Annotated in this window: 21 protein-coding genes; 2 read left to right on the top strand and 19 right to left on the bottom strand. The window is 62.6% G+C overall.

Translation table 11 applies throughout. The features are described from left to right. Positions 1-142 precede the first annotated feature (142 nt). The 5 genes from G3N98_RS01420 to G3N98_RS01400 all read right to left on the bottom strand — a co-directional run bounded on the left by G3N98_RS01420 (position 143) and on the right by G3N98_RS01400 (position 6,882). Positions 143-1,537: an MmgE/PrpD family protein gene (locus G3N98_RS01420; protein WP_063808274.1), complete on the bottom strand. Its 1,395-nt coding sequence runs from the start codon at positions 1,535-1,537 to the stop codon at positions 143-145. A 31-nt stretch (positions 1,538-1,568) separates the two neighbouring features. Further along, positions 1,569-2,549, bottom strand: a complete 981-nt coding sequence (locus tag G3N98_RS01415) for a tripartite tricarboxylate transporter substrate binding protein (protein ID WP_206146956.1) — start codon at positions 2,547-2,549, stop codon at positions 1,569-1,571. A 98-nt stretch (positions 2,550-2,647) separates the two neighbouring features. Further along, on the bottom strand, positions 2,648-3,628 hold the full coding sequence (locus G3N98_RS01410; RefSeq protein WP_206146955.1) for a tripartite tricarboxylate transporter substrate binding protein: 981 nt from the start codon (positions 3,626-3,628) through the stop codon (positions 2,648-2,650). 31 nt (positions 3,629-3,659) lie between these two features. Next, positions 3,660-4,847 (bottom strand): iron-containing alcohol dehydrogenase family protein, encoded by a 1,188-nt coding sequence (locus G3N98_RS01405; protein WP_206146954.1) that lies wholly within the window; start codon positions 4,845-4,847, stop codon positions 3,660-3,662. Positions 4,848-5,052: 205 nt separating this feature from the next. Beyond that, positions 5,053-6,882: an NAD(P)-dependent oxidoreductase gene (locus G3N98_RS01400; RefSeq protein ID WP_206146953.1), complete on the bottom strand. Its 1,830-nt coding sequence runs from the start codon at positions 6,880-6,882 to the stop codon at positions 5,053-5,055. A gap of 449 nt (positions 6,883-7,331) precedes the next feature. On the opposite strand from G3N98_RS01400, the gene G3N98_RS01395 reads away from it, so the two are divergent. Beyond that, a complete protein-coding gene (locus tag G3N98_RS01395; protein WP_059623748.1) occupies positions 7,332-8,531 on the top strand; it encodes an ABC transporter substrate-binding protein in 1,200 nt (399 codons plus the stop codon). Positions 8,532-8,714: 183 nt separating this feature from the next. Further along, positions 8,715-9,479, top strand: coding sequence for an SDR family NAD(P)-dependent oxidoreductase (locus G3N98_RS01390; RefSeq protein ID WP_206146952.1), 765 nt, complete (start codon positions 8,715-8,717; stop codon positions 9,477-9,479). A gap of 118 nt (positions 9,480-9,597) precedes the next feature. On the opposite strand, the gene G3N98_RS01385 is transcribed toward G3N98_RS01390, so the two are convergent. The 14 genes from G3N98_RS01385 to G3N98_RS01320 all read right to left on the bottom strand — a co-directional run bounded on the left by G3N98_RS01385 (position 9,598) and on the right by G3N98_RS01320 (position 24,201). After that, the gene (locus G3N98_RS01385) at positions 9,598-10,620 is read right to left on the bottom strand and encodes an amidohydrolase family protein (RefSeq protein WP_241025681.1); all 1,023 of its coding nucleotides are present in this window, start codon (positions 10,618-10,620) and stop codon (positions 9,598-9,600) included. 31 nt (positions 10,621-10,651) lie between these two features. Then, a complete protein-coding gene (locus G3N98_RS01380) occupies positions 10,652-11,344 on the bottom strand; it encodes an ABC transporter ATP-binding protein (RefSeq protein ID WP_206146951.1) in 693 nt (230 codons plus the stop codon). 2 nt (positions 11,345-11,346) lie between these two features. Continuing rightward, positions 11,347-12,114, bottom strand: a complete 768-nt coding sequence (locus G3N98_RS01375; protein WP_206146950.1) for an ABC transporter ATP-binding protein — start codon at positions 12,112-12,114, stop codon at positions 11,347-11,349. Then, positions 12,111-13,109, bottom strand: a complete 999-nt coding sequence (locus G3N98_RS01370; RefSeq protein ID WP_206146949.1) for a branched-chain amino acid ABC transporter permease — start codon at positions 13,107-13,109, stop codon at positions 12,111-12,113. The genes G3N98_RS01375 and G3N98_RS01370 overlap by 4 nt, the downstream gene beginning before the upstream one ends. Positions 13,110-13,112: 3 nt before the next feature. Next, positions 13,113-13,979 (bottom strand): branched-chain amino acid ABC transporter permease, encoded by an 867-nt coding sequence (locus tag G3N98_RS01365; RefSeq protein WP_206146948.1) that lies wholly within the window; start codon positions 13,977-13,979, stop codon positions 13,113-13,115. A gap of 96 nt (positions 13,980-14,075) precedes the next feature. Then, positions 14,076-14,321, bottom strand: coding sequence for a hypothetical protein (locus G3N98_RS01360; RefSeq protein WP_206146947.1), 246 nt, complete (start codon positions 14,319-14,321; stop codon positions 14,076-14,078). A gap of 355 nt (positions 14,322-14,676) precedes the next feature. Then, positions 14,677-16,356, bottom strand: coding sequence for an electron transfer flavoprotein-ubiquinone oxidoreductase (locus G3N98_RS01355; RefSeq protein WP_206146946.1), 1,680 nt, complete (start codon positions 16,354-16,356; stop codon positions 14,677-14,679). Positions 16,357-16,446: 90 nt separating this feature from the next. After that, complete coding sequence (locus tag G3N98_RS01350; RefSeq protein WP_124905847.1) at positions 16,447-16,674, bottom strand: hypothetical protein; 228 nt, start codon at positions 16,672-16,674, stop codon at positions 16,447-16,449. Positions 16,675-16,738: 64 nt separating this feature from the next. Continuing rightward, positions 16,739-18,196: an NAD(P)(+) transhydrogenase (Re/Si-specific) subunit beta gene (locus G3N98_RS01345; protein WP_206146945.1), complete on the bottom strand. Its 1,458-nt coding sequence runs from the start codon at positions 18,194-18,196 to the stop codon at positions 16,739-16,741. 5 nt (positions 18,197-18,201) lie between these two features. Then, positions 18,202-18,519, bottom strand: coding sequence for an NAD(P) transhydrogenase subunit alpha (locus G3N98_RS01340; protein WP_206146944.1), 318 nt, complete (start codon positions 18,517-18,519; stop codon positions 18,202-18,204). 8 nt (positions 18,520-18,527) lie between these two features. Next, a complete protein-coding gene (locus tag G3N98_RS01335; RefSeq protein ID WP_206146943.1) occupies positions 18,528-19,688 on the bottom strand; it encodes a Re/Si-specific NAD(P)(+) transhydrogenase subunit alpha in 1,161 nt (386 codons plus the stop codon). A gap of 185 nt (positions 19,689-19,873) precedes the next feature. Then, positions 19,874-21,079, bottom strand: a complete 1,206-nt coding sequence (gene pcaF, locus G3N98_RS01330; protein ID WP_206147027.1) for a 3-oxoadipyl-CoA thiolase — start codon at positions 21,077-21,079, stop codon at positions 19,874-19,876. 306 nt (positions 21,080-21,385) lie between these two features. Next, positions 21,386-22,594, bottom strand: coding sequence for an ABC transporter substrate-binding protein (locus G3N98_RS01325; protein WP_206146942.1), 1,209 nt, complete (start codon positions 22,592-22,594; stop codon positions 21,386-21,388). 89 nt (positions 22,595-22,683) lie between these two features. Next, complete coding sequence (locus G3N98_RS01320; protein ID WP_241025680.1) at positions 22,684-24,201, bottom strand: 3-hydroxyacyl-CoA dehydrogenase; 1,518 nt, start codon at positions 24,199-24,201, stop codon at positions 22,684-22,686. Positions 24,202-24,713: the final 512 nt, after the last annotated feature.

Here is a 24,713-nt window from a genome sequence, read left to right as displayed (position 1 = left end):
TCAATCTTTCGACGTCACCGTGGCAAACGCCCGCACTGCCGCTTCGTCGCTGACGAAACCGTACCTACGATGAGAATCGTCATACGTATCATTCCACTTTCCCCTGTCCACGCGCATATCGCCGGACGAGCGGCTCGATTCATCACTGGGGCAACTGCAGAAGACGAAGCAACTCTGTTGTAGAGTCGGCACGTTCGAGCGCGCACACAGCGGCCTCCAGGCGGCCCACCTGATCCACAGGCAGCGCTTTCGATGCGAGGCGGCGAAACTTGGCCGCCATCAGTTCATCGCTCATCGGACGCTGGTAACTTCCGAGAAAGTTGTCGACGGTCTTGCTCAATTTCTTTCCGCTGGTCAGCAGAATCTCGACATCGGCACCTCGCGCAAACGCTCTGCCCTTTTGCTCGCGCGCTTCGCTTCGCACCACATCGACACGCTTCGCGAATTCGACGAGATCCGGTCGGCCGACGTTTTCGTCGATCATCTGATCGACGAACACCTCACCGTCGATGAGCTTCATGCCGATGCAGAAGCCGAGATGCATCTGGGCCGCCGTCAGACCGTTGGGGATGTAGGGTGTCCAGAATGAATGGCGCACCGCATCCTCGGTCATTCGCACGGTAATTCGCTCGACGTCGGTCGCGGTCAGGCCCGTTTCCTCCATGAGCTCCTCAATCGCGTCCAGTGCGGACAGATTCGTGCCGACTGCCGCGTGCCGCTTGATCGAAATCCGCATCGTTTCCCAGCGCGTGCCGAGTTCGCTGGTCAGCGCGGACAAGTCGAACTGGTCGGCGGTCTGCGTGAAGGTGGTGCAATATCCGCCATAGGTTTCCTCGAACACGTCCTCGATGCCGGTAAACCCGTCCGCAGCGAGTAGTGCCGAATACAGCCCGCTTTGCGCCGCCTTCGCCGACAGCATCCGCTTCACCATCGAGCCGAACTGGGCGGCCATGATGCCGGACGCCTGGGCACCCGCAATACCAAACGCATGGTAGATCTGCTCGCCGTCGAGACCGAGAACGATGCCGGCCGCCACCGCCGCCGGAAATGGTCCGAAGATGCCGGGCGTATGCCAGCCCCGCACCAACATCTTGTTGCCGTTCATGCACAGGCCCACGCGAGGGCCGACTTCGAAGCCTGCGATGATCGCGGTCAGGAGAGTTTCGCCATCTACGTTTTCGGTGCCGACCAATTCGGCCGCCGCGAGCGCCGCCGGCAGCACGGCGGCGCAGCTGTGAATGGAAGCCGGATTCGCGTCGTCCAGCTCATAACCTTGAATCATCGTGCCGTTGAGTAGCGCCGCATTCACCGCAGATGCCGTTTCGCCCCGCCCCCACACCGATGCTCGGCCGCCATCGGGTTCGAGCTTGCCGACGACGCCAGCCAGGATTCGGGTCCACTCGAGATTTGCGCCGAACAACCCACATCCGAGACCATCGAGCATGATCAGCTTCGCGCGATTGCGCACATCCTCCGGAACGTCGGCCAGTTTGAGTCCTGCTGCAAAATCTGCCAATTGACGCGTATATGACGTCATGAATCAACTCCTCCAAATTTCATTGTGCAAATCACTGCTTCGGCATGCCCACATAGGCGGCCAGCTTTGTTTTCTCGGCTTCATTTTTCAACAGGAGATCCGTGAACTCTCGTGGTGACATGGTCACCGGCTCGAGTCCATAGCTCCGAAGGCGGTCTGCCAGCGCCTTGTCCGACAGCGCCGCCTGCAACGCCGCCGACAGGCGTTGAACGACGGCCGGCGGCGTTCCGGCCGGCGCCATCAGCCCTTGATACAGAACGTAGCTGTAGTTGGGATAACCGGCCTCGGCGACCGTCGGCACGTCCGGAAGGGCAGTGACGCGCTTCGGGGATGTCACCGCCAGCGCCCTCATCTTTCCTGCCTTCAGATACGGAGAACTGCTGATCAGCGCGTCGAAGATGACGGAGATGCGACCACTCATTACTTCAGGCAGCGCCTCCCCGTTGCCTTTGAACGGAACGTGCATCATCTTCAAGGCGCTCTGCTGGAGGAACGCAGCTGTCGCAAGGTGAGTCGTACTGCCCACGCCCGCGGATCCGTATGACAGCTTGTCCGGGTTCGCCTTCGCGTACGCGGCCAGTTCGCCGAACGTCTTGAAGGGCTGGCTGGCGCCGACTTCGATCAAAAGCGGTGCCGCGACCGACGGCCCCACTCCCGTGAAGTCCTTGCGGAGAACGAAGCCCGGATCACGCTTGACTGCTGACTGGAGGCCGATCGTATCCGCCGACGTGGCCAGCAGCGTGTATCCATCCGGCGGCGCATCCTTCACATAGCGGATGCCGACCAAGCCGCCTCCGCCACCACGATTCTCGATAATCACCGGCTGTCCCAGGCTCTGTCCCAGCTTTGGCGCCAGCAAGCGGGTGACGGTGTCTGCCAGGCCGCCCGGCGCCGTCGCGACCACGATATGCACCGGCTTGGTGGGGAACGCGTCGGACGCGGAAGCGGCAGCCGCGCTGAACAGAACGAATGCGCCCGCCGCCAGTCTGCGGCAAAACAATGCTTTCTTCATAAGAGGATCCTTTCCCAAGACCTTGATTTCCTGCTACGCCGTGTCGAGGATGCCTCGCACGTCGACGGCGTTCGTCACCTGCTTGCCGATCCCACCGGCTACTGCTTCGGCATGCCGACATAGGCGGCCAGCTTTGTTTTCTCGGCTTCATTTTTCAACAGGAGATCCGTGAACTCTCGTGGTGACATGGTCACCGGCTCGAGTCCATAGCTCCGAAGGCGGTCTGCCAGCGCCTTGTCCGACAGCGCCGCCTGCAACGCCGCCGACAGGCGTTGAACGACGGCCGGCGGCGTTCCGGCCGGCGCCATCAGCCCTTGATACAGAACGTAGCTGTAGTTGGGATAACCGGCCTCGGCGACCGTCGGCACGTCCGGAAGGGCAGTGACGCGCTTCGGGGATGTCACCGCCAGCGCTCTCAGCTTCCCTGCCTTCAGATAGGGGGAACTGCTGACTGGCGCGTCGAAGATGACGGAGATGCGTCCACTCATTACTTCAGGCAGCGCTTCCCCGTTGCCTTTGAACGGAACGTGCATCATCTTCAGAGCGGTCCGCTGCAGGAATGCGGCCGTCGCAAAGTGAGTCGCACTGCCCACGCCGCCGGATCCGTAGGTCAGCTTGTCCGGATTCGCCTTCGCGTACGCGGCCAGTTCGCCGAACGTCTTGAAGGGCTGGCCGGCGCCGATGTCGAGTAAAAGCGGCGATTCGACCATCGGCCCCACGCCCGCAAAGTCCCTGCGGAGCACAAAGCCCGGATCCTGGCGGACTGCCGACTGGAGGCCGAGCGTATCCGCCGACGTGGCCAGCAGCGTGTATCCGTCCGGTGGCCCGTCCTTCACATACCGGATGCCGATCAAGCCGCCTCCGCCGCTGCGATTCTCGATAATCACCGGCTGCCCCAGGCTCTGCCCCAACTTTGGCGCCAGCAAACGCGTGACCGTATCGACCATGCCGCCAGGCGCCATCGCCACCACGATATGCACCGGCTTGACCGGAAACTGGTCGGATGCCGAAGCCGTCGTTGCACTGACCACCACGAAGGCGCACGCCGCGAATCGACAGTCAAAAGAAGCGTGCTTCACGAGAAGCCTCCGTCTCCGAGATTGTTATTGCCTACCACGCTGCGTCGAGGATCCCCCGCACATCGGCGACGTTCGTCACCTCACGGGGGCTACGCTTGATGAACCAGTCCTGCATCGCCGCTTCCGCGATCGGATCGAGAGCCTCTTGGGCCACGCCGATGTCGCGAAGCCTCCGGGGAATGTCCACTTTCGCGAGCAGGCGCTCAAGGGTCTCGACGGCCGACATCGCGTACCGCTGTGCCGAGTCGGAAGCCAGCGGAAGCCATAGGCTTTCGGCAATGCGCCCGACCGTATAGTGCGTCGCCGGGCTATTGAAACCCATCGTGTGCGGCAGAACGATTGCGTTGATGATCCCGTTCGATACGTCGCTTCGATGACCGATTGCGTGTGCGAGTACCGACGAAAGCCCGCCGCCCGACTGCTCGGTACCCCGGCCGCAAAGAACGGCGGCGATCGCCAAACGTTCCCGAGCCGCGACATCTTCGGGCGACATGCGGTCGATGTTGCGCGCGACAAGTCGTAGCGCTTGCGTCAACATCGCCTCCGACACGAGGTCGCAGCGCGGCGACTCCAGCGCCTCGACTGCAGTGGAAAGCGTGTTGAGCGTCGCACCCTCGACGAGCGCCGCCGGTGCAGTGCCGAGAAACCCTGGGTGAAGGAAGATTGCCTTGGCCCGCGTCTTCGGATCGAACAAGGCAAGCCGCTGCCCCGTCTCGTCGTCGTGCACGGCGCTTCCCGCCTTGACGAACGCCGTACTGGGTGTGGTCGGCACAACGAATTGCGCGAGCTTGGGAGCGGCAAGCCGAGGACTATCGAACGCGCCGTCCGGGAGCCTGCGGGTGCAAAGCTCGTGCGCAGGCCGCTTCTCCGCGAGCAGGATGCTTGCCGCACGCGCCGTGACTGCGGCCGACCCACCGCCCACCGCGATCACGGCGTCTGCGTCCAGTGCGCTCAGCGCACGCGCCGCTTCCTCCACGGCGCGCACGGGACTATTCGGCCGAACCGTAGGAGATTCGCCGACCAGCACGGGGCCGAGCACATCGCGCAACTGCTGCATCGCATTGGACGAGCCGACTGACCGACCGCTGACGATCACTGCACGCTGACACCCACCGCGCTTGATCTCCCTCGCCAAGGCAGCGAGACTTTCCTCACCGCAGTACAGTCGCAATTCCGGGGCAATGTGTTGAAAGGAGGTCGAACGAAAGGTCTGGTTCATTGTCTGTATGCGCGAACGCGTGGAACGAGGTTGCCCATCAACTTGCAATTGACGTGCCATGCTTGCCGCAGGAACGTCGCAGTCTACGGGTGCCGACAAACTGTCCACGCCGGCGACGGCCTGCCCGATTCGTGTCCACCGCGGCGACACGTGCCGCTCGCCGCGCCTTCATCGCTGCCGCACCGGTGCGCGCAGAATGGCCCGCTCATGCAGCGGCAAACGTGATCCCCGCCCGCGCTTCGAACAGCCTGGCCAGTTCGTCGATATTGGCGTCTCCCCCAAGCTCGTTCGCTCCGGCCTCGACCGCATTACGGACCGCATTCGCAATCAACATCGGCGCCCCGCAATTCATGGCGGTCTCACATGCAAGCCGAAGGTCCTTCACCATGAGTTCCAGCCGCAGGCTCGCCGACCGGCCGCCCGCCGCGAGAACAGGAACGACACGCTCGAACGTAGCGCTCCACCCTGAACCGCTGTTGATCACTTTCTCCATGTCCCGGAGTTTCAGGCCGTTTTTGATACCCATCGCCACGGCTTCATACGCGATCAGCCGATTGCACGCACCCAATGCGTTCTTGACTAGCTTGGCGATATGCCCATATCCGGTTTCGCCGCAATACACCACGTTCGGGCTGATGGATTCGAGAAGCGGCCGCACGCGTGCGCACACGTCCTGCGCCCCGCTGCACATGATCGCCACGGTACCTGCCTGCGCGCCGCTCGGACCGCCTGAAACGGGCGCGTCCACTAGCGCCACGCCCAGCGCCCTGAGTTCCTCTGCCGTCTGTCGCGTGACGGACGGATCGCCCGTCGTCTGATCGATGACGACCTTGCCTGCGGCGAGGCCTTCCCTTAACCCCCCCTTTCCGAACACAACCTCTCGGACGACTGTCGAGTCGGGCACGCAAATCATGATGACGTCGCAGTCGCGTGCCAGCGAGGGCAAGTCCGACGCCGCGACCGCGCCGTCGGCTTCGAGATCGCGGACGATATCGGGCCGCACATCGAACACCTGCACCTTTCGAAACTTCATCAGACGCCGCACCAGCGCAGCGCCCATGGCGCCAAGCCCGACATAGCCGATCGTCAGCTCGTCCCGCCCTGCCGTCGCTGCCGTCGACGCCGACGCCGACGCCGACGCCGACATCGCATCATCACGCAGCCGCGTGCCGGCCATCGACTCGATCAGCTTGACGACATCCTCGAGCCGGGCATCCTGCCCCAACGTATTGACGCCGGTCTGCAGCAAGCCGAGCGCGATGCTTGACACAGGCATCGGCGCACCGGCATTCATGCCGAGTTCGATCGCTTGACGAACGTCCTTCACCATCAGGGGAAGCGCGAAGTTGGTCGCGGCCCTGCCTTCGACAATGGCCGGCAACATGGTCTCCGTGATGCGGTTCCGAGCCGTGCTCTTGTTGAGCAAGTCAGTCAAGGTCGCGAGCGGCAGTCCCGACTTTCTTCCCATCGCGACGATTTCCAGCGTCGCCAGGCGGCATGCCGCGTTCATCACGTTGTTGACCAGCTTGATTGCCTGCCCGTCGCCGACCCGCTCCCCGCATCGGAAGACGTTCGAACTGATTGCATGCAGGATCGGCGATACTGTCTGATAGGCACTGTCGGAACCGGAGACCATGATGGTCACCTTGCCCGCGCGAGCGGCCGCCACACCGCCCGCCACCGGCGCGTCGATCATCGCGACGCCCTTTGCCTCCAATTGGCGTGCGATGTCCCGGGTTTGCTCCGGCACACCGCTCGTCTGATCGATGATGATCTTTCCCGGCGTCAGCCCTTGCGCCAGCCCTTGTGCGCCGAAGATCACCTGCCGCACGTTCTCCGTGCGCGGCAGACACAGCATCAGGACGTCGCAGCGATGCGCCAGCTCAGCCGCGGATGACGCGACGCCCGCACCGAGCTTCTCGAACTCGGCGACGGCCGCAGTATTGATATCCCAGACGCACAGGTCGTATGTGCCGATGAGCCTTTGCGCCAACGGCGCCCCCATCGCGCCCAAACCGATATACCCGACTTTCATGTACAGCCCCTTTTCCAAAATATGCCGCGTCGCGGTTTCATTCCGCTCAGGCGCGAATCGATTGCAGGTTCCGTACCAGCTTCGTCGGGCGCCACCCCATACGCCGCCACGGCGATCGCACGATCGCCGGGACATCGCGATTGCTCGCGCATGTCGTCGGAAAACACAGTTGTCCGTATCAGCGACGGTCGAATCACACCGGGCGCGCCTGCGTGCGACGCTTCTCCTTAGATCGGCAGCACATCCGGCGCCCGTTGGCATCGCAATTGCTTCATTACTGCCAGATCGGTTATCGCCAGGCCGAAAAACGGCAATCCGTTTTCGGTCGAATCACGAAACCAATCTTTTTCGCGCCCAGCGCTAGGTATTTCGGGCCGATTCGGGTGTTCGGATGAGGTAGCGCCCTTTCCGGACTTGCACCCATAGATAACTACCAGAAGGAGACTTTGATGGCGAAACATTGGAACACGGCCAAAGCGGCGGCCTGCGCAGCGACGCTCGCCGCATCCTGGGCGGTTTGCACGCCGGCGGCAGCACAATCGTGCGAAGTCAAGATCGGCGTGCTCGGCCCGATGAGCGGCGGTGGATCGTCGCAGGGCCTCGCCGAGAAAGCCGCCGTCGAGTTCGAGGCCGCCTATACCAATGCCAATGGCGGCCTGCAAGTCGGCAACCGCAAGTGCAAGGTGGTGCCGACGAGTTACGACTCGCAAGCGACCGCTGCCGGTGGAGCGGCCGCCGCCAACTATTTCGCGAGCCAGGGGGTTCATGCGGCTGTGGGCCCGGTTCCGTCGGTCGAACTGGCGGGATTCAAGCCCATCGCGAAGCGGTACGGCATCGTGAATTTCGCGCACTCGTACGCGAAGGATGTCATCAACACGCAATATCCGCTCGCCTTCGCGGTATCACTCACGCCGCAGGTCTGGGGTGCCTATGTCGTGAAAGCCGCAAGGGACGAGTTCAAATTCAACAAGGTGATCGTTGTTGCACCGAACGACCAGGGCGGCACCGATGCAGGCAAAGCACTGGTCCAGGAGTACGAAAAGGCCGGTGCCAAGGCGACGCTCGAATTCTATCAACGCGGCACCACGAACTTCGCGCCCATCGTGGCCCGCCTGATGAGCATGGGCCCCGAATCGGTGGAGTTCGGACCGATGCCGCCGGGTGAAGCTGGCGTCCTAGTCAAGCAAATGCTAGGCGCCGGATACACGGGCGCGTTCGGTGACCTCGGCAGCGGCGCAGAGGTGGTGCTGAACACCGTGGGAGACATTTCAACCCAGAAGGCGTTCTACTGGCTCGAACTCGCTCCGCTGGACGACCCCGGCATCCAGCGTCTGAATGCCGACTACGAGCGCGTGATGAAGTCGAAGGTGCCAGATAACACGCTGTTCTATCCGTCCGCACTCGCCGCGGAGCATCTTCTGCGTGCGATCTCGCGAGCCGGAACCGATCAGGATGGCCAAAAGATCGCGGCCGCGTTGCGAGAGACGACGCCGGAATCCCGCTACCTCGGCAAAGGCGGCTGGCGCGGCAAGGCGCAATACGGAATCAATCAGCAGCTCGCCTTCCCGATCGGGATGGGCGTGATCGCGAACGGAAAGAGACAAAAGGATCGACGCATCGCCATTGCGTCGGAACCCGCGACGCCGTGAACCTCGAATAGTGCGATTAATCGCCGAAGGCCGTATGGGGCGTCCGCGCTACCGCGAGACTTTCGGCGAATCTCTCGGTCACCACGGCATCGCGAAGCAACGAGACCACATCAGGAATCCGTGCGTCTCGACCGCGTTACCCGACCGCACGTGGTGGCTTCGATATGAAAAGGAAAAGGTGACATGAAGCGTTTTGAAGGGAAAACGATCCTCGTAACGGGAGCCGGCAGCGGGATTGGCGCGGCGTGTGTTCGACGTCTGTTCGCCGAGGGCGCATTGGTCGTCGCAGCAGACGTACGCAAGGGCGATGTTGACAAGGTCGCCTCGGAATTCGGCCCGACTAGCCGTATCCACGCCGTCGCGATGGACGTGTCGAATCGCGACGACGTCAACGCCATCGTGGCCGACGCCGCTCGACGATTCGGCCCGCTTCACGGGCTCGTGAACTCCGCCGGCATCCGCGGCGTGGGCAACGTGCTGGATTTCGATCCGGAGGCGTGGCATCGCGTCCTGTCAGTGAATCTCGATGGAACGTTCAACGTCTGCCAGGCATTTGCACGCGTCGCGACGGAAGCGAAAACACCCGCGGCAATCGTCAACGTTTCGTCGGGGGCGGGAATCCGCGGCGTACCGAACCGCCTCGCATACTCCGCGTCGAAGTTCGGCGTCTCGGGCATCACGCATACCATGGCGCTCGAACTTGCCTCTTACGGTATCCGCGTGAACGCCGTAGCGCCGGGGATGATTCGCACCCCGATGACAGCCGTGATGTTCGAGGATCCAGAAAACGAAAAGCGCATTCGCGCGGCGCATCCGATCGGCCGCGAGGGAGAGCCTGAAGAGGTTGCCGCCGCCATCGCGTTTCTGCTGTCGGATGATGCCAGCTTCGTCACGGGCATCGTCATGCCCGTGGACGGTGGCTCCACGGCGGGCATTCCATCTCACTGAGACATCGCGCCTGCCGTCCACGATGCGCGGACGGCAGGCTGAACTGTGGATCTTCTCGCCGGGTTCGTGCGGCGCGTCGATCAATCTGCTCGCGCGCCCCCGGCGCACGACGCCCGGTTCAGGAAAGGTCGATGCGGTAAACGCGGGCCGCGGTATCGTGAAAAAGCGCCGCCTTTTCTCGAGGCGATGCGCCCCGGACGATATGCTTCAGCGCGTTCCACATCGGCACGAATCCGCAGGATCGACCATCGGGCGGATAATTGCTTTCCATCATGCAGCGCTCGACGCCGAAAGCATCGATGACGGTCTCGACATAGGGCCTCCACGCATCGGCGAGTTCCAGATAGCCGACCGGCTCCGCGCGTTTCTCGAAACCGAACCCCCAAAACGGCAATCCCAGGCCGCCGATCTTGCACAGCACGTTTTGGCGGCGCGCCACCTCGCGTACGGCCGATCGCCACTGCGCGAACACGCCGGCACGGCCGTCGGCGTCCATGTCCATGCTCATCGCCTGGCCCAGGTGATTGAGGACGATGATCGTATCGGGAAACATATCGGCAAGCTCGCAAATGTCGGCCATCTGATGATGGAACACTGCCGCATCGAACGTCAGGCCGCGTGCTGCCACCTCCTGGAAGCCGGCGCGAAATCCCGGGGATTTCATGATTCCGGGCGCCGGCCGGTTCGTGACATAGCGGAAAGGCGCATCGCTCGGATCCTCGATCGTGATCTGCCGAACGCCCCGGAATCGCTCCGGCGCGGCTTCAAGCGACCGGTCGAGCAATTCGGCCACTGCCGACCCGAATCGCAGGTCCGCGTTCCCGACGATCGCCGCGCAGACGCGGCAATCGCCATAGGCGCCGCTGGCGCTCATCGCCGCAACCCCGTTCGCGAACTCGACCTCGCCAAGCGGCCGCAGCACCTCTGGGCCGTCCTTCCGTGCGAAGGCAAGCGTTTCCACGTAGATGGACGCGACGATTCGGTGTCCCGCGTTCACGTCCGCCAGGTAATCCTCGAACATGTAGCGCAATGCCGGTCTGTCAAAGAGATGGTGAGCTGAATCGATAATCGGCAGGTCGGGATCGATGATAGGCTCATCGCGACCGGCCTTCAGTTGCGGGTACGGAAACATGTTCGTCATTGCATCACCTTGTCTTGATGTGAATTCGAATTCAAAGATATTCCTCCGCGAGTGCGACATCCCGAATCTCGTCGACCGTGCCGCTGCGCCGCACCTCGCCGCCACGCATGACGTACGCGCGGTCGACAAGCTTGAGCGCGGGGCGTGCCATTTGTTCGGTCATCAGAATCGTGGTGCCGCGACGCTGCAGCTCCCGAATCGACTCGCTGATGCGCTCGATCCAGACGGGTGCCAGTCCGAGGAATGGTTCGTCCAGAAGCAGCAATTTGGGCAGCGTGCTTGCCGCTCGAGCCAGCGCGACGACCTGCTGCTGCCCGCCGCTCAGTTGGTTGGCCGGTTGGTCTGCACGCTCGGCGAGCAACGGAAAAGTCCGCTCCATCCACTCGAGGTTCGCTTGCGCCTGCATCTTCGAAATACCGAGCGTGCCCGCCAGTACATTTTCCCTCACGCTCAGCGAGCGAAATATCCGGCGCCCCTCCGGCGAATAGCCGATGCCGAGACGGGCGCGACCGGGGCACGAGACGCCAACCAGGTCCTTCCCGGCAAAACGGATCTGACCGGACACCGCGGGAACCAGACCAACTACGGCATTGATCAGGCTCGACTTGCCCGCGCCATTCGCGCCGACCAACAGGACCGTTTCGCCCTCCTCCACGTCGATCGACACTTCCCGGAGGGCCACGATGCCGCCATAACGAACGACCAGTTTCTCGATGCTCAGCATTTTCAATCCTCACTCACGCCCAGATAGGCCTCGATGACGTCACGACGGGAAAGCACATCGCCCGGCGCTCCCTCGGCGAGAAGCCGCCCCGCCTCGAGCACGACAATGCGCGGGCACAGTCGCTTGACCATATCCATGTCGTGCTCCACGATCATGACGCCGCAGCCCAGCACGCTGCGCGCATGCTCGATGAAGCGGTCCACCTGCGGCCGCTCCCGGGCCTCCAGCCCTGCGGCCGGCTCGTCAAGAAGCAAAAAACGGGGTCTCGAAGCGAGCACCATCACGAGGCCCAACATTTTCTGGAGTCCATACGGCAACTTGTCGCTCGGATCGCAACGGTGCTGTGCAAGACCGAACTCGTCCAGCAAACCTTCGATGCCGAGATCTGCATTCGAATGGGAGGTGCTGAAGCGCTGCGCACGAAACAGATTCTCTTCGACCGTCGCGCTCTTGAACGTGTTGGTCTGCTGGAAGCTGCGCGCGACGCCAAGACGTGCCACGTTGTAGAACCGCATCCCGGAGATGACCTGCCCGCCCAGCAAAATGCGTCCCGACGTCGGCGGCAGCATGCCGCTCATGACATTGATCAGCGTAGTCTTGCCTGCGCCGTTCGGGCCGATCACGCCAAGCACGTCGCCCGCCGGCACTTCGAACGAAATGCCTTCGAATACGCGCAGGCCGCCGAATCGCTTGGTGATCGCTTCGACTTGCAATGTCGCCGGCACGGGCGCTCGGTTGCTCTGTTTTGAAATATCAATAGGCGAACTCATGCTCGGCGATCCTCGATACGCGGTTGAAGTACGCCGCGATGGCGTCCCCTCATCTTGTCAAACACGTTCGTCAGCGTTCCCACGATGCCACCGGGTGCAATCATCATCACGATGACGAGCAGCAGCCCGAACAATCCGGACGACAATTGAGCGTAGCTGCTGAAAACATCGTTCATCGTGATAAGCAGAAGGCTGCCCACCACGACACCCAGCAACGATCCGCGGCCCCCGACGAAGACATACGCGATGTAGCTGTTCACCGACCACGTGGTGAACGAGCTCGGATGGGCGGTCGAAAGCATGTTGACGAGTGCGAAACCCGCCAGTCCGGACACGGCGGCCGAGGTAACGAAGCCGATGGTGCGATATTTCCAGGGAGCAACGCCAAGGCTTTCCGCGAGCGTCTCGTTCTCCTCGATCGACGAGAACTCGGGCCGGAGAACGTGCGTCATGCCGAGCGTAAACAACGCGGAAACGATGCAAATGGCAACAGTGACGACGACGACCGTCGCCGGCGACGTGGCACCCATCCCGAATAGCAATGCTGGCGGGACACCCGTGATCCCGTTCGCACCGCCCGTCAATGTCGGCGTTTGGAAGATGACGATCTGAAGTATTTCGTTGAAGACGAACGTAATGAAAATGAAGTACACGCCTTTGAGTCGGAGGACCAACGCCCCGAGCGGCAGCGCCACGAGCGCCGGCACGATCGCACTGATGAGCATGAGCAGAATGAGGTTCGTCGTACCGGCATTCGCCGCGATGGCGGCGGCATAGCCACCGAGCGCCATGAAAGACGGCGCGGAGAACGACAGGAGCCCAAGCCGCAGCATGATGTAGATGCCAAGCGCGGCGCACACGCCGATGGCGGACTGACCGGCCAGCGAATACATGAACGGGTCCGTTGACGCGAAGGGTACGATGAGAAGCAGTAGCAGTACGATCACGCCCGATATGTCGAGCATGAAGTCACGGCGACGATGGGTCATTTTCATAATTCAGGCCTTGCGTGTAACGGTACCGAACAGCCCCTGCGGGCGAATCAAGAGGATCAGCATCACGATCACGAACAGCACGAGCGCGCCTTGGGAACCACCGAGATAGACACTCGCGTAAGCCTCCACGAGGCCGACGACGAATGCGGAGATCGTGGCACCGCCGACACTGCCCAGTCCGCCCATGACGACAACGATGAACGCCCTGCCGAGCACGGCATCTCCGCTGGAAGGCTCCAACGCAAGAATCGGTGTGACGAGTGCGCCGGTGAGCCCCGCCAGTGCCGTTGCAATGGCAAACGCCAGCGGGAACATGCGTGCGGGCCGGATCCCCTGTGCGCGCGCAACCGGACTGTCGTCCGCCATCGCACGCAGCGCGATACCGTATCGGGTCCTGAAGACGAGGTAATAGACGCTGCCGATCGCGAGCGCGCACACGCCGAAGACGATCAGGTTTGCGTAAGGAATATAGAAACCAGGACCGCGCAGCGAGCCGGTCACCGGGAACGGGAAATTCATCGGCTCGGCCCCATAGGCGGCCGTCATGCCGGTCGTGATGATCTGATAGATGCCCAACGTCATCAGCATCGTCGCCAAATGGTCGGAGACATTCCGCTCCACAACCACGACCTCCACCAGATAGCCGATCGCGCCCGTGGCCAACGCGGCGATCAGCACCGCTGCCGCAAACGGCACGCCCATGGACTGGGACAGCGAATAGGCGATGTAACCGCCGAGGATGTAGAAACCGCCATGAGCGAAGTTCACCACGCCCATGATGCCGAATATGAGCGTGAACCCGATGCTGATCAATGCATACTGGGTGCCCAGGCTCAGCCCGATAACGCCAGCCGAAATCAAGCCTTCCATGACTTTGATACCTCTTTTTCGATCGTTGGGATAGAGGACGCGCCGAACGAACGGCCGTCAACGTTCGGGACGGCGTTCACTCAATCGAAAGGCGGATCACCGATGGCCGCGCATGGGGAGCGTGATCTGTCCCGCGCCGCGCGTCGCGGTGTGCGGTTTCGAAAAATGGAAGGTGGTGCATCGATTGTCTCCTGTTTTTTTTACTGCTATCGCTCGACCTCGAATGCCGCCGGCTGTCTGCGCGAACGACGAACCGTCCGCGACCTCGGTGGCATCGGCCCTGTGCTTGAATCCGCAGCCCTGCAGCGGCACGTCAAGTAGCACGGATAATGCAATGCCCATGCCAGCATCAGGCCGGTGTTCCAGGCGACCCGCACGGCGCCGACGCCGGGCGAACGTGATCTTGAAGCGAAGGAGCCGGGGCCCGTGTCCATGCGGCTCCGATCGGAAGGCACCTGGCAAGATGCGACTTCATTGATCATCGAAGTCGACGGAGATGCGAAAGGAACGTGTGCAGACAACGCGGCAGATGTGTCCTTGAAAAAGACAGATGTCCATTCCAGCGACTCCCGCCAGGCAAGGCCCCGGGCATCGGGAATACCCTCGGAAGTAGCCTGTGCCTTCCACTTCGGAAGCCGTACCGAACTGGCACGGACCGCCGATTTCGCGTCACGACCGCTCTCGTTTCGATGGTGCGCTACATGTTCGGGTAATTCGGCCCGCCACCACCTTCCGGCGTGACCCACACGATGTTCTGCGTCGGGTCCTTGATGTCGCAGGTCTTGCAGTGCACGCAGTTCTGCGCGTTGATCACCAGGCGATCGCTGCCGTCGTCGTTCTTCACGAACTCGTACACCGCCGCCGGGCAAAAGCGTGCCTCCGGCCCCGCGTAGGTACGCAGGTTCACGTTCACCGGCACGCTCGCATCCTTCAGCGTCAGGTGCGCCGGCTGGTTCTCCTCGTGGTTCGTGTTCGAGATGAACACCGACGACAGCCGGTCGAACGTCAGCTTGCCGTCCGGCTTCGGATACGCGATCGGCTCGCACTGCGACGCCGGCTTCAGCATCTCGTGGTCCGCATGCTGGTGATGCAGCGTCCACGGCACGTTGCCGCCCATCACCTTCTGCTCGAGCCCGACCATCAGCGTGCCCAGGTACAGGCCCTTGGCCATCCACTGCTTGAAGTTGCGCGCGCGGTACAGCTCCGTGTACAGCCACGATTGCTTGAACGCATCCGGGTACGCGGTGAGCTCGTCCGACTGACGGCCGGCCTGCACCGCGTCGAATGCCGCATCGGCCGCCAGCATGCCGGTCTTGATCGCCGCGTGGCTGCCCTTGATCCGCGACGCGTTCAGGAAACCCGCGTCGTCGCCGATCAGCGCGCCGCCCGGGAACACCGTCTTCGGCAGCGACAGCAGGCCGCCGGCCGTGATCGCCCGCGCGCCGTACGACACGCGCTTGCCGCCTTCGAGGAATGCGCGGATCGACGGGTGCGTCTTGTAGCGCTGGAATTCCTCGAACGGCGACAGGTACGGGTTCGTGTAGCCCAGGCCCACCACGAAGCCGACCACGACCTGGTTGTTGTCCATGTGATACAGGAACGAGCCGCCGTACGTATCGGACTTCAGCGGCCAGCCGGCCGTGTGGATCACGAGGCCCGGCTTGTGCTTGGCCGGATCGATTTCCCACAGTTCCTTGATGCCGATCCCGTACGCCTGCGGATCGGCGTTCGCGTCGAGCTTGAATTTCGAGATCAGCTGCCGGCCGAGATGGCCGCGGCAGCCTTCGGCGAACAGCGTGTACTTCGCGTGCAGTTCCATCCCGAGCTGGAAGTTCTCGGTCGGCTCGCCGTCCTTGCCCACGCCCATGTTGCCGGTGGCGACGCCTTTGACCGAGCCGTCGTCGTTGTAGAGAATCTCCGCCGCGGGAAAGCCCGGGAAGATCTCCACACCGAGCGCCTCTGCCTGCTGGCCGAGCCACCGCGTGACGTTGCCCAGCGAAATCACGTAGTTGCCGTGGTTCAGGAAGTTGGCGGGCAGCGCCCAGTTCGGCGTGGTGACCGCGCTCTTCTCGGACAGGAACAGGAAGCGGTCTTCCGTCACCTCGACGTCGAGCGGCGCACCGCGTTCCTTCCAGTCGGGGAACAGTTCGTTGATCGCGCGCGGGTCCATCACCGCGCCCGACAGGATGTGCGCGCCGATCTCGGAACCCTTCTCGAGCACGCACACGCCGATCTCGGTGCCTTTCTCGGCGGCCAGCTGCTTGAGCCGGATCGCCGCCGACAGCCCGGCGGGGCCGCCGCCGACGATCACGACGTCGTATTCCATGGATTCGCGCTGTTGCGCTGCGTCACTATGCACGACAGCTGAATTTGTCATCGATCTCTCTGAATAAACGGACGAACTGCGCGATGGCGAGACGGCGCCCAATGCGACGCGTAACCCGGAATCGCAGACCGCCGTCTCGCGTCATCCGTCGAACTGCTCGAGGACATGCAGAAGGTCTGTCTTGCTCGGGCGCGTGCCCCAATTGCTTGCACCGGCGCTCGTGGCCACGATCATCCATGACTGGGGCGGAAAGAATTCGTGCGACAGCACGCCGTTCGACGATATGCGAAGTCGTCCCGAGCCTTCGTGAAATTCGGCCGTCAGCGACGTGTTGCCGACATGCCTTTGTACCAGCGTCGAACCAAACATTTTCCCCTCCTGATCACTCGGACACGGATGCGGACCGGAGCGAGGTCCGTGTCAGTCGGCCCGTTTAGTCGATGGCCTTCACCATGTCCTCGACAACCTTCTTCGCGTCGCCGAAAACCATCATCGTCTTGTCCATATAGAACAACTCGTTGTCGAGCCCCGCATATCCGGCAGCCATCGAACGTTTATTGACGATGACCGTTCGCGCCTTGTATGCATCGAGGATCGGCATACCGTAAATCGGACTGCCCTTTTCCAGCGCGACCGGGTTCACCACGTCGTTGGCACCGAGCACGATCGCGACGTCGGCCTGCGAGAATTCGCCGTTGATCTCCTCCATCTCGAACACCTTGTCGTACGGCACCTCGGCTTCCGCGAGCAGCACGTTCATGTGACCGGGCATGCGCCCCGCGACCGGATGAATCGCGTACTTCACCGTCACACCCTTTTCCGTGAGTTTCTGAGACAGCTCGTTGATCGCATGTTGCGCACGCGCGACCGCCAGGCCATATCCCGGAACGATGATCACGGATTCCGCGTTCGACAGCATGTACGCGGCGTCATCCGCACTGCCGCTCTTGACCGGACGCTGTTCCTTGGCCCCGCCGACATCGGCATTGGCCTCGCCGCCGAACCCGCCCAGAATCACGTTGAAGAACGACCGGTTCATCGCCTTGCACATGATGTAGGACAGAATCGCACCGGAGCTACCCACCAACGATCCGGCAATGATCAGCATCGGATTGCTGAGCGAAAAGCCGATGCCCGCGGCCGCCCAGCCGGAGTAGCTGTTCAGCATCGACACCACCACCGGCATGTCTGCGCCGCCGATCGGGATGATGATCAACACGCCCATCACGAACGCGAATGCCAGCATCAACAGAAACACGGACCAGCTTTCGTTCGCCATGAACGTCAGGCCGAGCGCGATCGTGGTCAGTCCCAGCACGAGGTTCAGAAAATGCTGCCCCTTGAACTGAACCGGCGCGCCCTGGAATACGCGCAGCGTGTATTTACCGCTGAGCTTGCCGAACGCGATCACCGATCCGCTGAACGTGATCGCGCCAATCGCCGCTCCGAGGAAAAGCTCGAGCCGGTTGCCGGTCGGGATCGACGGATGCGCGAGACCGTCTAGCCCCGCGCCCGCAGCCAACGGCGCAGGCGTAATGCCGAACGCCCAAGGCTCCGTCACCGCGGCCACCGCGATGAAGACGGCTGCCAAGCCGATCATGCTGTGCATGAACGCCACCAGCTCCGGCATCTTGGTCATTTCCACGCGATACGCCATCAGGGCGCCGACGGTTCCCCCCAGGAGCAGACCGAGCAGCACGAGCCCGAGCCCGGTCGGCGTGGCGGCGAGCTTCACGATCAGAGCCGCGGTGGTCAGTACTGCGATTGCCATGCCGGTCATGCCGAATGCGTTTCCGCGAATGGCCGTCGTCGGGTGAGACAGCCCCTTCAGCGCCTGAATGAAACAGATGCTGGCCAGCAAATACAACAAGGTAACGAGGTTCATGCTCATGATCGTTACGCCCCCGCCTTTTCAGTCGTCTTTCTGTCTTTCTTCCTGAACATTTCCAGCATCCGTCGCGTGACGAGGAAGCCCCCGAACACGTTGACCGCCGCGAGCGCAACCGCGAGCACGCCAGCGGTTCTGCCGAGACCGCTCGATGTCAGTCCCGCCGCGAGCATCGCGCCGACGATAACGATTGCCGAGATCGCGTTGGTCACGGCCATCAACGGCGTATGCAGTGCGGGCGTCACATTCCAGACGACGTGATAGCCGACATAGATGGCCAGGGCAAAGATGATCAGGTTAGTGATGATGTGGCTGACAGCTTCCATGGCGATTCTCAGTTCGTGGTCGAAGCTTCCGCCGTTGAACGGACGGGAGCAGGTTGATCGCGCATGACCATTCCGTCCCGGGCAACCAGGCAGGCGGCAACGATGTCATCCTCGAGATCGATCGTCACGCCGCCGCCCTTCGGTAGAATCAGTTTCAGGAAATCGAGTACGTTGCGCGCATACAGGTTGCTGGCGTCGGTGGCGACCAGCGCAGGCAGGTTCGTTTCGCCGACGATCGTCACCCCATGCCGAACCGCAGTGCTACCCGGCTCGGTCAGCGGGCAATTGCCACCCTGGGCCGCCGCGAGATCCACGATGACGGAACCCGGCTTCATCGATTCCACCATCGCCTCGGTCACCAGCACCGGCGCGGGTCGCCCGGGAATCAGCGCCGTGGTGATGACGATATCGGCGGCCGCGACACGCCTGGCCACTTCAACCTGCTGACGCTGCAGCCACGAGGCCGGCATCGGCCTCGCGTATCCGCCGACACCCTCCGCGGCCTCTTTTTCTTCCGCCGTTTCGTAGGGCACGTCGATGAACTTCGCCCCCAGAGACTCCACCTGCTCCTTGACGCTCGGACGCACGTCGCTCGCTTCGATGACAGCGCCCAGGCGCTTTGCCGTCGCGATGGCCTGCAACCCGGCAACCCCGACACCGAGAATCACGACCCGCGCCGCCTTCACGGTCCCCGCTGCCGTCATCAACATCGGGAAGATGCGCCGATATCGATCGGCGGCGATCATGACAGCCTTGTAGCCCGCGATATTCGCCTGGCTCGACAGCACATCCAGGCTTTGCGCGCGAGTCGTTCGCGGCGCGGCCTCGAGCGCGAACGCCGTGATGCCAGCTTTGGCGAGCCGTTCGAGACCGGCTGCATCGAACGGATTGAGCATCCCGACCAGCACGGCCCCCATGCCGAAAGCGGCGAGTTCGCTGTCGAGCGGCGATCTGACTTTAAGCACAACCTCGCAGCCGAGCGCAGCCGCATGATCCACGATCTCGGCGCCGGCGGCCCGATAAGCGTCGTCGGTATAGCTGGCCCTCAGCCCTGCACCGGAAGCCACGCGCACCGTGTATCCCTGATCCTGCAGTTTCCTAGCCGTCTCCGGGGTAACGGCGACGCGGGCTTCGCCCGGCGTTGTTTCGACGGGCACACCTATCAGCATCACTTCTGCTCCTTGAGAAAAATGATCGTTCGTTGCCGCGCAGCGAATATGCGGACCAACGCTCGATGTCACGCCGGCGATGAGCCAACGATGAGCGGCGCGTGTGTTACATGAACGCCGCGTGGTCGGCGCGCGAAATTAACTCGCTGGTTTCAGCCGAATTCGCTACGCGTATCCGATCGCACTCAGACGCGCTCCAGGATCAATGCGATGCCCTGACCCACCCCGATGCACATCGTGCACAATGCGTAGCGACCGCTCGTGGCGTGCAACTGATTGATTGCCGTCGTCACGAGACGCGCGCCCGATGCGCCGAGCGGATGACCGAGTGCAATCGCCCCGCCGTTGGGATTTACCCGGGGATCATCGTCCTTCAGGCCCAGCAGGCGTAACACGGCCAGCCCCTGTGCGGCGAACGCCTCGTTGAGTTCGATCACGTCGATCTCGTCGAGCCGCAATCCGGCCAGTGCCAGTACCTTCTCCGTCGCCGGCGCCGGACCGATACCCATCACGCGCGGCGGCACACCTGCGGTTGCCATCGCGACCACCCGAGCACGGGGCGTGAGACTGTGTTGGGCGATCGCGCGCTCGTCGGACAGCAGCAACGCACAGGCTCCGTCGTTGACGCCGCTCGCGTTTCCGGCCGTCACGCTGCCGTCAGGCCGCACGACACCCTTGAGCTTCGCAAGGGCTTCGAACGACGTCTCGCGAGGATGCTCGTCCTGCTTCACGACCAGCGGCTCGCCTTTTTTCTGCGGGATGTAGACAGGCGTGATCTCGCTATCGAAGAACCCGCGCTTTTGCGCGGCCAGCGCCTTCGTCTGCGATGCCAGCGCCATCCGATCCTGAGCGTCGCGCCCGATCTTGTAGTCGACCGCAACGTTCTCCGCCGTTTCCGGCATCGCATCGACGCCGTACTGCTCCTTCATCAGCTTGTTGACGAATCGCCAGCCGATCGTCGTGTCGTAGACCGCGTTCGCACGGCTGAAAGCCGACTCCGCCTTCGGCATGACAAAGGGTGCGCGACTCATGCTTTCCACGCCGCCAGCAACCATCAACGCTGTTTCGCCGGACTTGATCGCGCGCGCCGCGCTGCCCACCGCATCGAGGCCCGAGCCACACAGTCGATTGATCGTGGCGCCCGGTACGCCGAGCGGCAGGCCGGCGAGCAAGCTCGCCATGCGCGCGACGTTGCGGTTGTCCTCACCGGCCTGATTCGCGCAGCCGAGTAGCACGTCGCCGATCGCCTCCCAGTCGACGCCAGGATTGCGCGCCATCAGCGCCCTGATCGGAATCGCGGCCAAATCGTCGGCGCGCACGGAAGAAAGCGAGCCGCCATAGCGGCCGAACGGCGTACGGATTGCATCGCAGATAAAGGCTTGTGTACTCATGACGTGGCGTCGCATCGAGAAGTTGAAATCACACTCTTATTGCAATGAACATGCCAGTGACGCCCGGATTCGGCTTTCGGGCTCCAATGCGGTCGGCACGGACATGCGCAACGGGCTTTCACCGACGTGCGACGCCCGCTCCTCGCGCCACGACATGATCACGTTCACGCGACAGCGATGCATCGTTGTCTGCGGTCTCTACATCAGATGTCGTTTCGACGGACATGTGCCGAGTCGAGTCCGACATGATGTGCAGTGCTGCTTCCTGAACGGCATACCGTGCACGCGCCTGTAACGTACGCTCGCTCAGTGTGCGGTGAATTGGCACCCACTCTGCTGGAGCGTCTGGAACGCCGTTTCCTTCGGGATCACCGATCGAATCTTCAGCAGGTCCCACTCGCCCTTCGATTCCGACGGTTTCTTCGCCTCGGCCAGATACATGTCGTGCACCATCAGGCCGTTTGCCAGAATACGGCCGTCCCGGGCAAAGAAATCATTGATCGGCATCGCCTTCATTTTCGCCATGACCGCATCGCTGTCCACCGTTCCCGCCGCCTGAACGGCCTGGAGATAGTGAGTTACGGCGGAGTACATGCCCGCCTGGACCATCGTAGGCATCTTGCCGGTCTCGGCGTTGAATGCCTTCGCGAACGCGCGCGTCCGATCGTTGTAGTCCCAGTAGAACGCGGTGGTGAACTGAAGACCCTGAGCCGTCTTCAGGCCGATGCCCTTCAGATCGCCATCGAAAATCAGCAGCGGTGCAACGATCTGCTTGCCGATCATCATGCCGAACTCGGCAGCCTGACGAATCGCATTTTGCGTGTCGCGCCCCGCGTTCGCGAGCCCGATGACCTGGGCCGTCGACGACTGAGCCTGCATCAGGAAAGACGCGAAGTCCGGTGTCGCCAGAGGGTGGTCGATACTTCCCACGACCTGTCCGCCCATCGACGTGACAACCTGCGTGGCCTGCGACTGCAACGAATGACCGAATGCGTAGTCGGCCGTGATGAAGAACCAGCGTCTCCCACCTTCCGATACCACCGCCCGGGCCGTCCCGTTCGCAAGCGCATAGGTGTCGTACACATAGTGCACGCCGTACGGGGAACACTGCTTGCCGGTCAGCTCCGTCGTTGCCGAGCCAGCAAAGATCGTCACCTTGCGCTTTTCCATGCCCAGCTTCTGCAGCGCGAGCGCCGAGGCCGAATCGGTCGATTCGATCACCATCGACACGTTATCCCTGTCGTACCATTGCCGCGCGCGCGTCGCCGTAATATCGACCTTGTTCTGGTAGTCTGCAGACAGCACTTCGATCGGCCTGCCGAGTACCTTACCGCCGAAATCGCGCACGGCCATCTTGACCGCCGCCACCCCGCCCGTTCCGCCGATGCCCGAGTAGACGCCGGACATATCGACAATCACGCCGACCTTCAGCGGCTCTCCCGACGAAGCCGCAAAGGCGCCCGGCATCGCCACGGCGACGGCGAGCGTCCATGTAAGCGCAAATCGCAGTTTCATCATCAGTCTCCTCCCGTTTTATTTCCGGTTGCGCGACGCACAGTACGCGGAACGGCCGGAGCAGTCCGTCGTCCGTCGATCGATGTTCGTCAGGCAGCGGCCCGCTCCGGTGACGTCAACGGCAGACCGAGACGTGCACGCCGGACGAGCCACGGCGACGGTCGGTATCGCTGATCCCCGAAGGTCTCGTAAAGTCCCCTGAGGACGTCGAGCACCCGATGTGCGCCGAGCGCATCGCCCCACTCGAACGGCCCCGTCGGATAACCGAGGCCGAGACGCAGCGATACATCGATATCCTCCGGTGACGCGATGCCCTGCTGGGCCATTTCGCAAGCGAGGTTGACAATGCACGCCACCACTCGGGGCGCAACGAATCCAGGGGAATCCGAAATGACAAACGCGGGAATCGATTGCGCTGCAAATATCGCCTGCGCGCGAACTACCGTCGACTTCACTGTTCCCGGGCAGGTCATCAACGTCACGCCCGAAGTCCCGCAGAACACGGGATCGATCCCGACGACCTTGCTCGGATCGAGCCGGAAATTCGCAATCGCAGTTGAAAGGTCCGTGTCCAGTGGCGCGATCAGGACCACATCGGCGGCATGCAAGTCGGCCGCACGCGTCGCCTGCGACAGCAACGGCACAACCGTTTCGGGCAACGCCGCCCCCCCCTCCGTCGGCCACCACACCGCGAAGTCAACCACCGGGACCCCCTGCTGCTGCTGCTCATGTGCCGCCGCCGGCTTGCCGTCGTAGTTGTAAAAACCCTGTCCCGCCTTCCGACCCAACAGACCCGCGTGGAGGCGCGTGCGTGCGAGCATCACAGGTCGGTAGCGATCGTCGCCGTAGTACTGCGCATGAATCGATTCCATCACTGGAACGGACACGTCGAGCCCGGTCAGATCCAGCAGCTCGAACGGCCCCATGCGGAACCCTGCGCACTGGCGCAGGATCGCATCCAGCACCGAGTGTTCGGCGTTTTTTTCCGCGAGCAGCTTCAGCCCTTCAGTGACGAAGGCACGGCCCGCATGGTTGACCACGAAACCCGGCGAATCCGGCACAACGATCGGCCGATGTCCGATGCGCCGCGACAACTCGACCAGCGCATCGATCGCTTCCGTTGCCGTTCGGGGCGCCTGCACGATCTCGACCAGTCGCATCCGCGTAACCGGATTGAAGAAGTGCCACCCTGCCACGCGAGATGGCTGCACACAACCGGATGCGATAGACGTCACGCTCAGCGACGACGTGTTGGTCGCCAGAATGCACGACGGCGACACGATCGACTCCAGATCCTGCAACAGCCGCTGCTTGATGCCGAGGTTCTCGACGATCGCCTCCACGACCAGATCGCACCTGGCCATTTCTGCCAGACTGGCTGCCCCGGTGATCCGCTGCAGCGCGGCGTCCGCGTCGCGCTGCTCGATCCGCCCATGTTCGACCGACCGCATCAGATCGTTGCGTATCGCCGAAACGGCCCGCGTCACCGCGCCGTCATTCACATCGAACAAATTTACGTCGCAGCCGGCTACCGCGCAAACTTGTGCGATACCGCGCCCCATGGCGCCCGCGCCTACCACGCCGACGCTATTCAGAGATTGTCCCAATCTCGATCTCCCATTCAATTTGCGCTTCATTCAATCGACAAACGTCGGTCACCGGCAATCGTGCGCGCACCGCCGACGCGCTAAACACGCGTAAGATTTTTTCTTGGTTCATGTACGTCAAAGAGAAACTGGCCGGCATAGCGCGATCCGCCGATCGCCGCGCGCGTTCGGTCGGGAGGATAAACGTGCCACGCCCCGTCGTCGTGACGAAAGAACACGATCGACAAGGGTCCGGACGGGCAATCGATGTCGACTCGCACACAACGCCACCGGCTTTCATCCGATCGGCCGATACGCGAGAGACGAAAATGCCCGGCAGCGCCGCAGCCCAACCATTTCCAGATTGCTGCTCGCAGAGAATGTTTCGCTGCAGTCATCTCGGCTCCTCCGCCCGGTGATATCGCGGCATTGCGTGCGCTCGTGATCGGGGCGTCGGCCTGAACGATCCCCGGTGGCGTCGCCGCCTGTTCACGAAGCAAGGCCGCGGTGCGTCACCAAAATTCGACGTCACG

The organism is Burkholderia sp. Tr-20390 (genome assembly GCF_017104595.1).
Classification (GTDB): Bacteria; Pseudomonadota; Gammaproteobacteria; order Burkholderiales; family Burkholderiaceae; genus Burkholderia.
The sequence above is the reverse complement of the archived record's forward strand: the minus strand, read 5'-3'. Positions and strand labels throughout refer to the sequence as shown.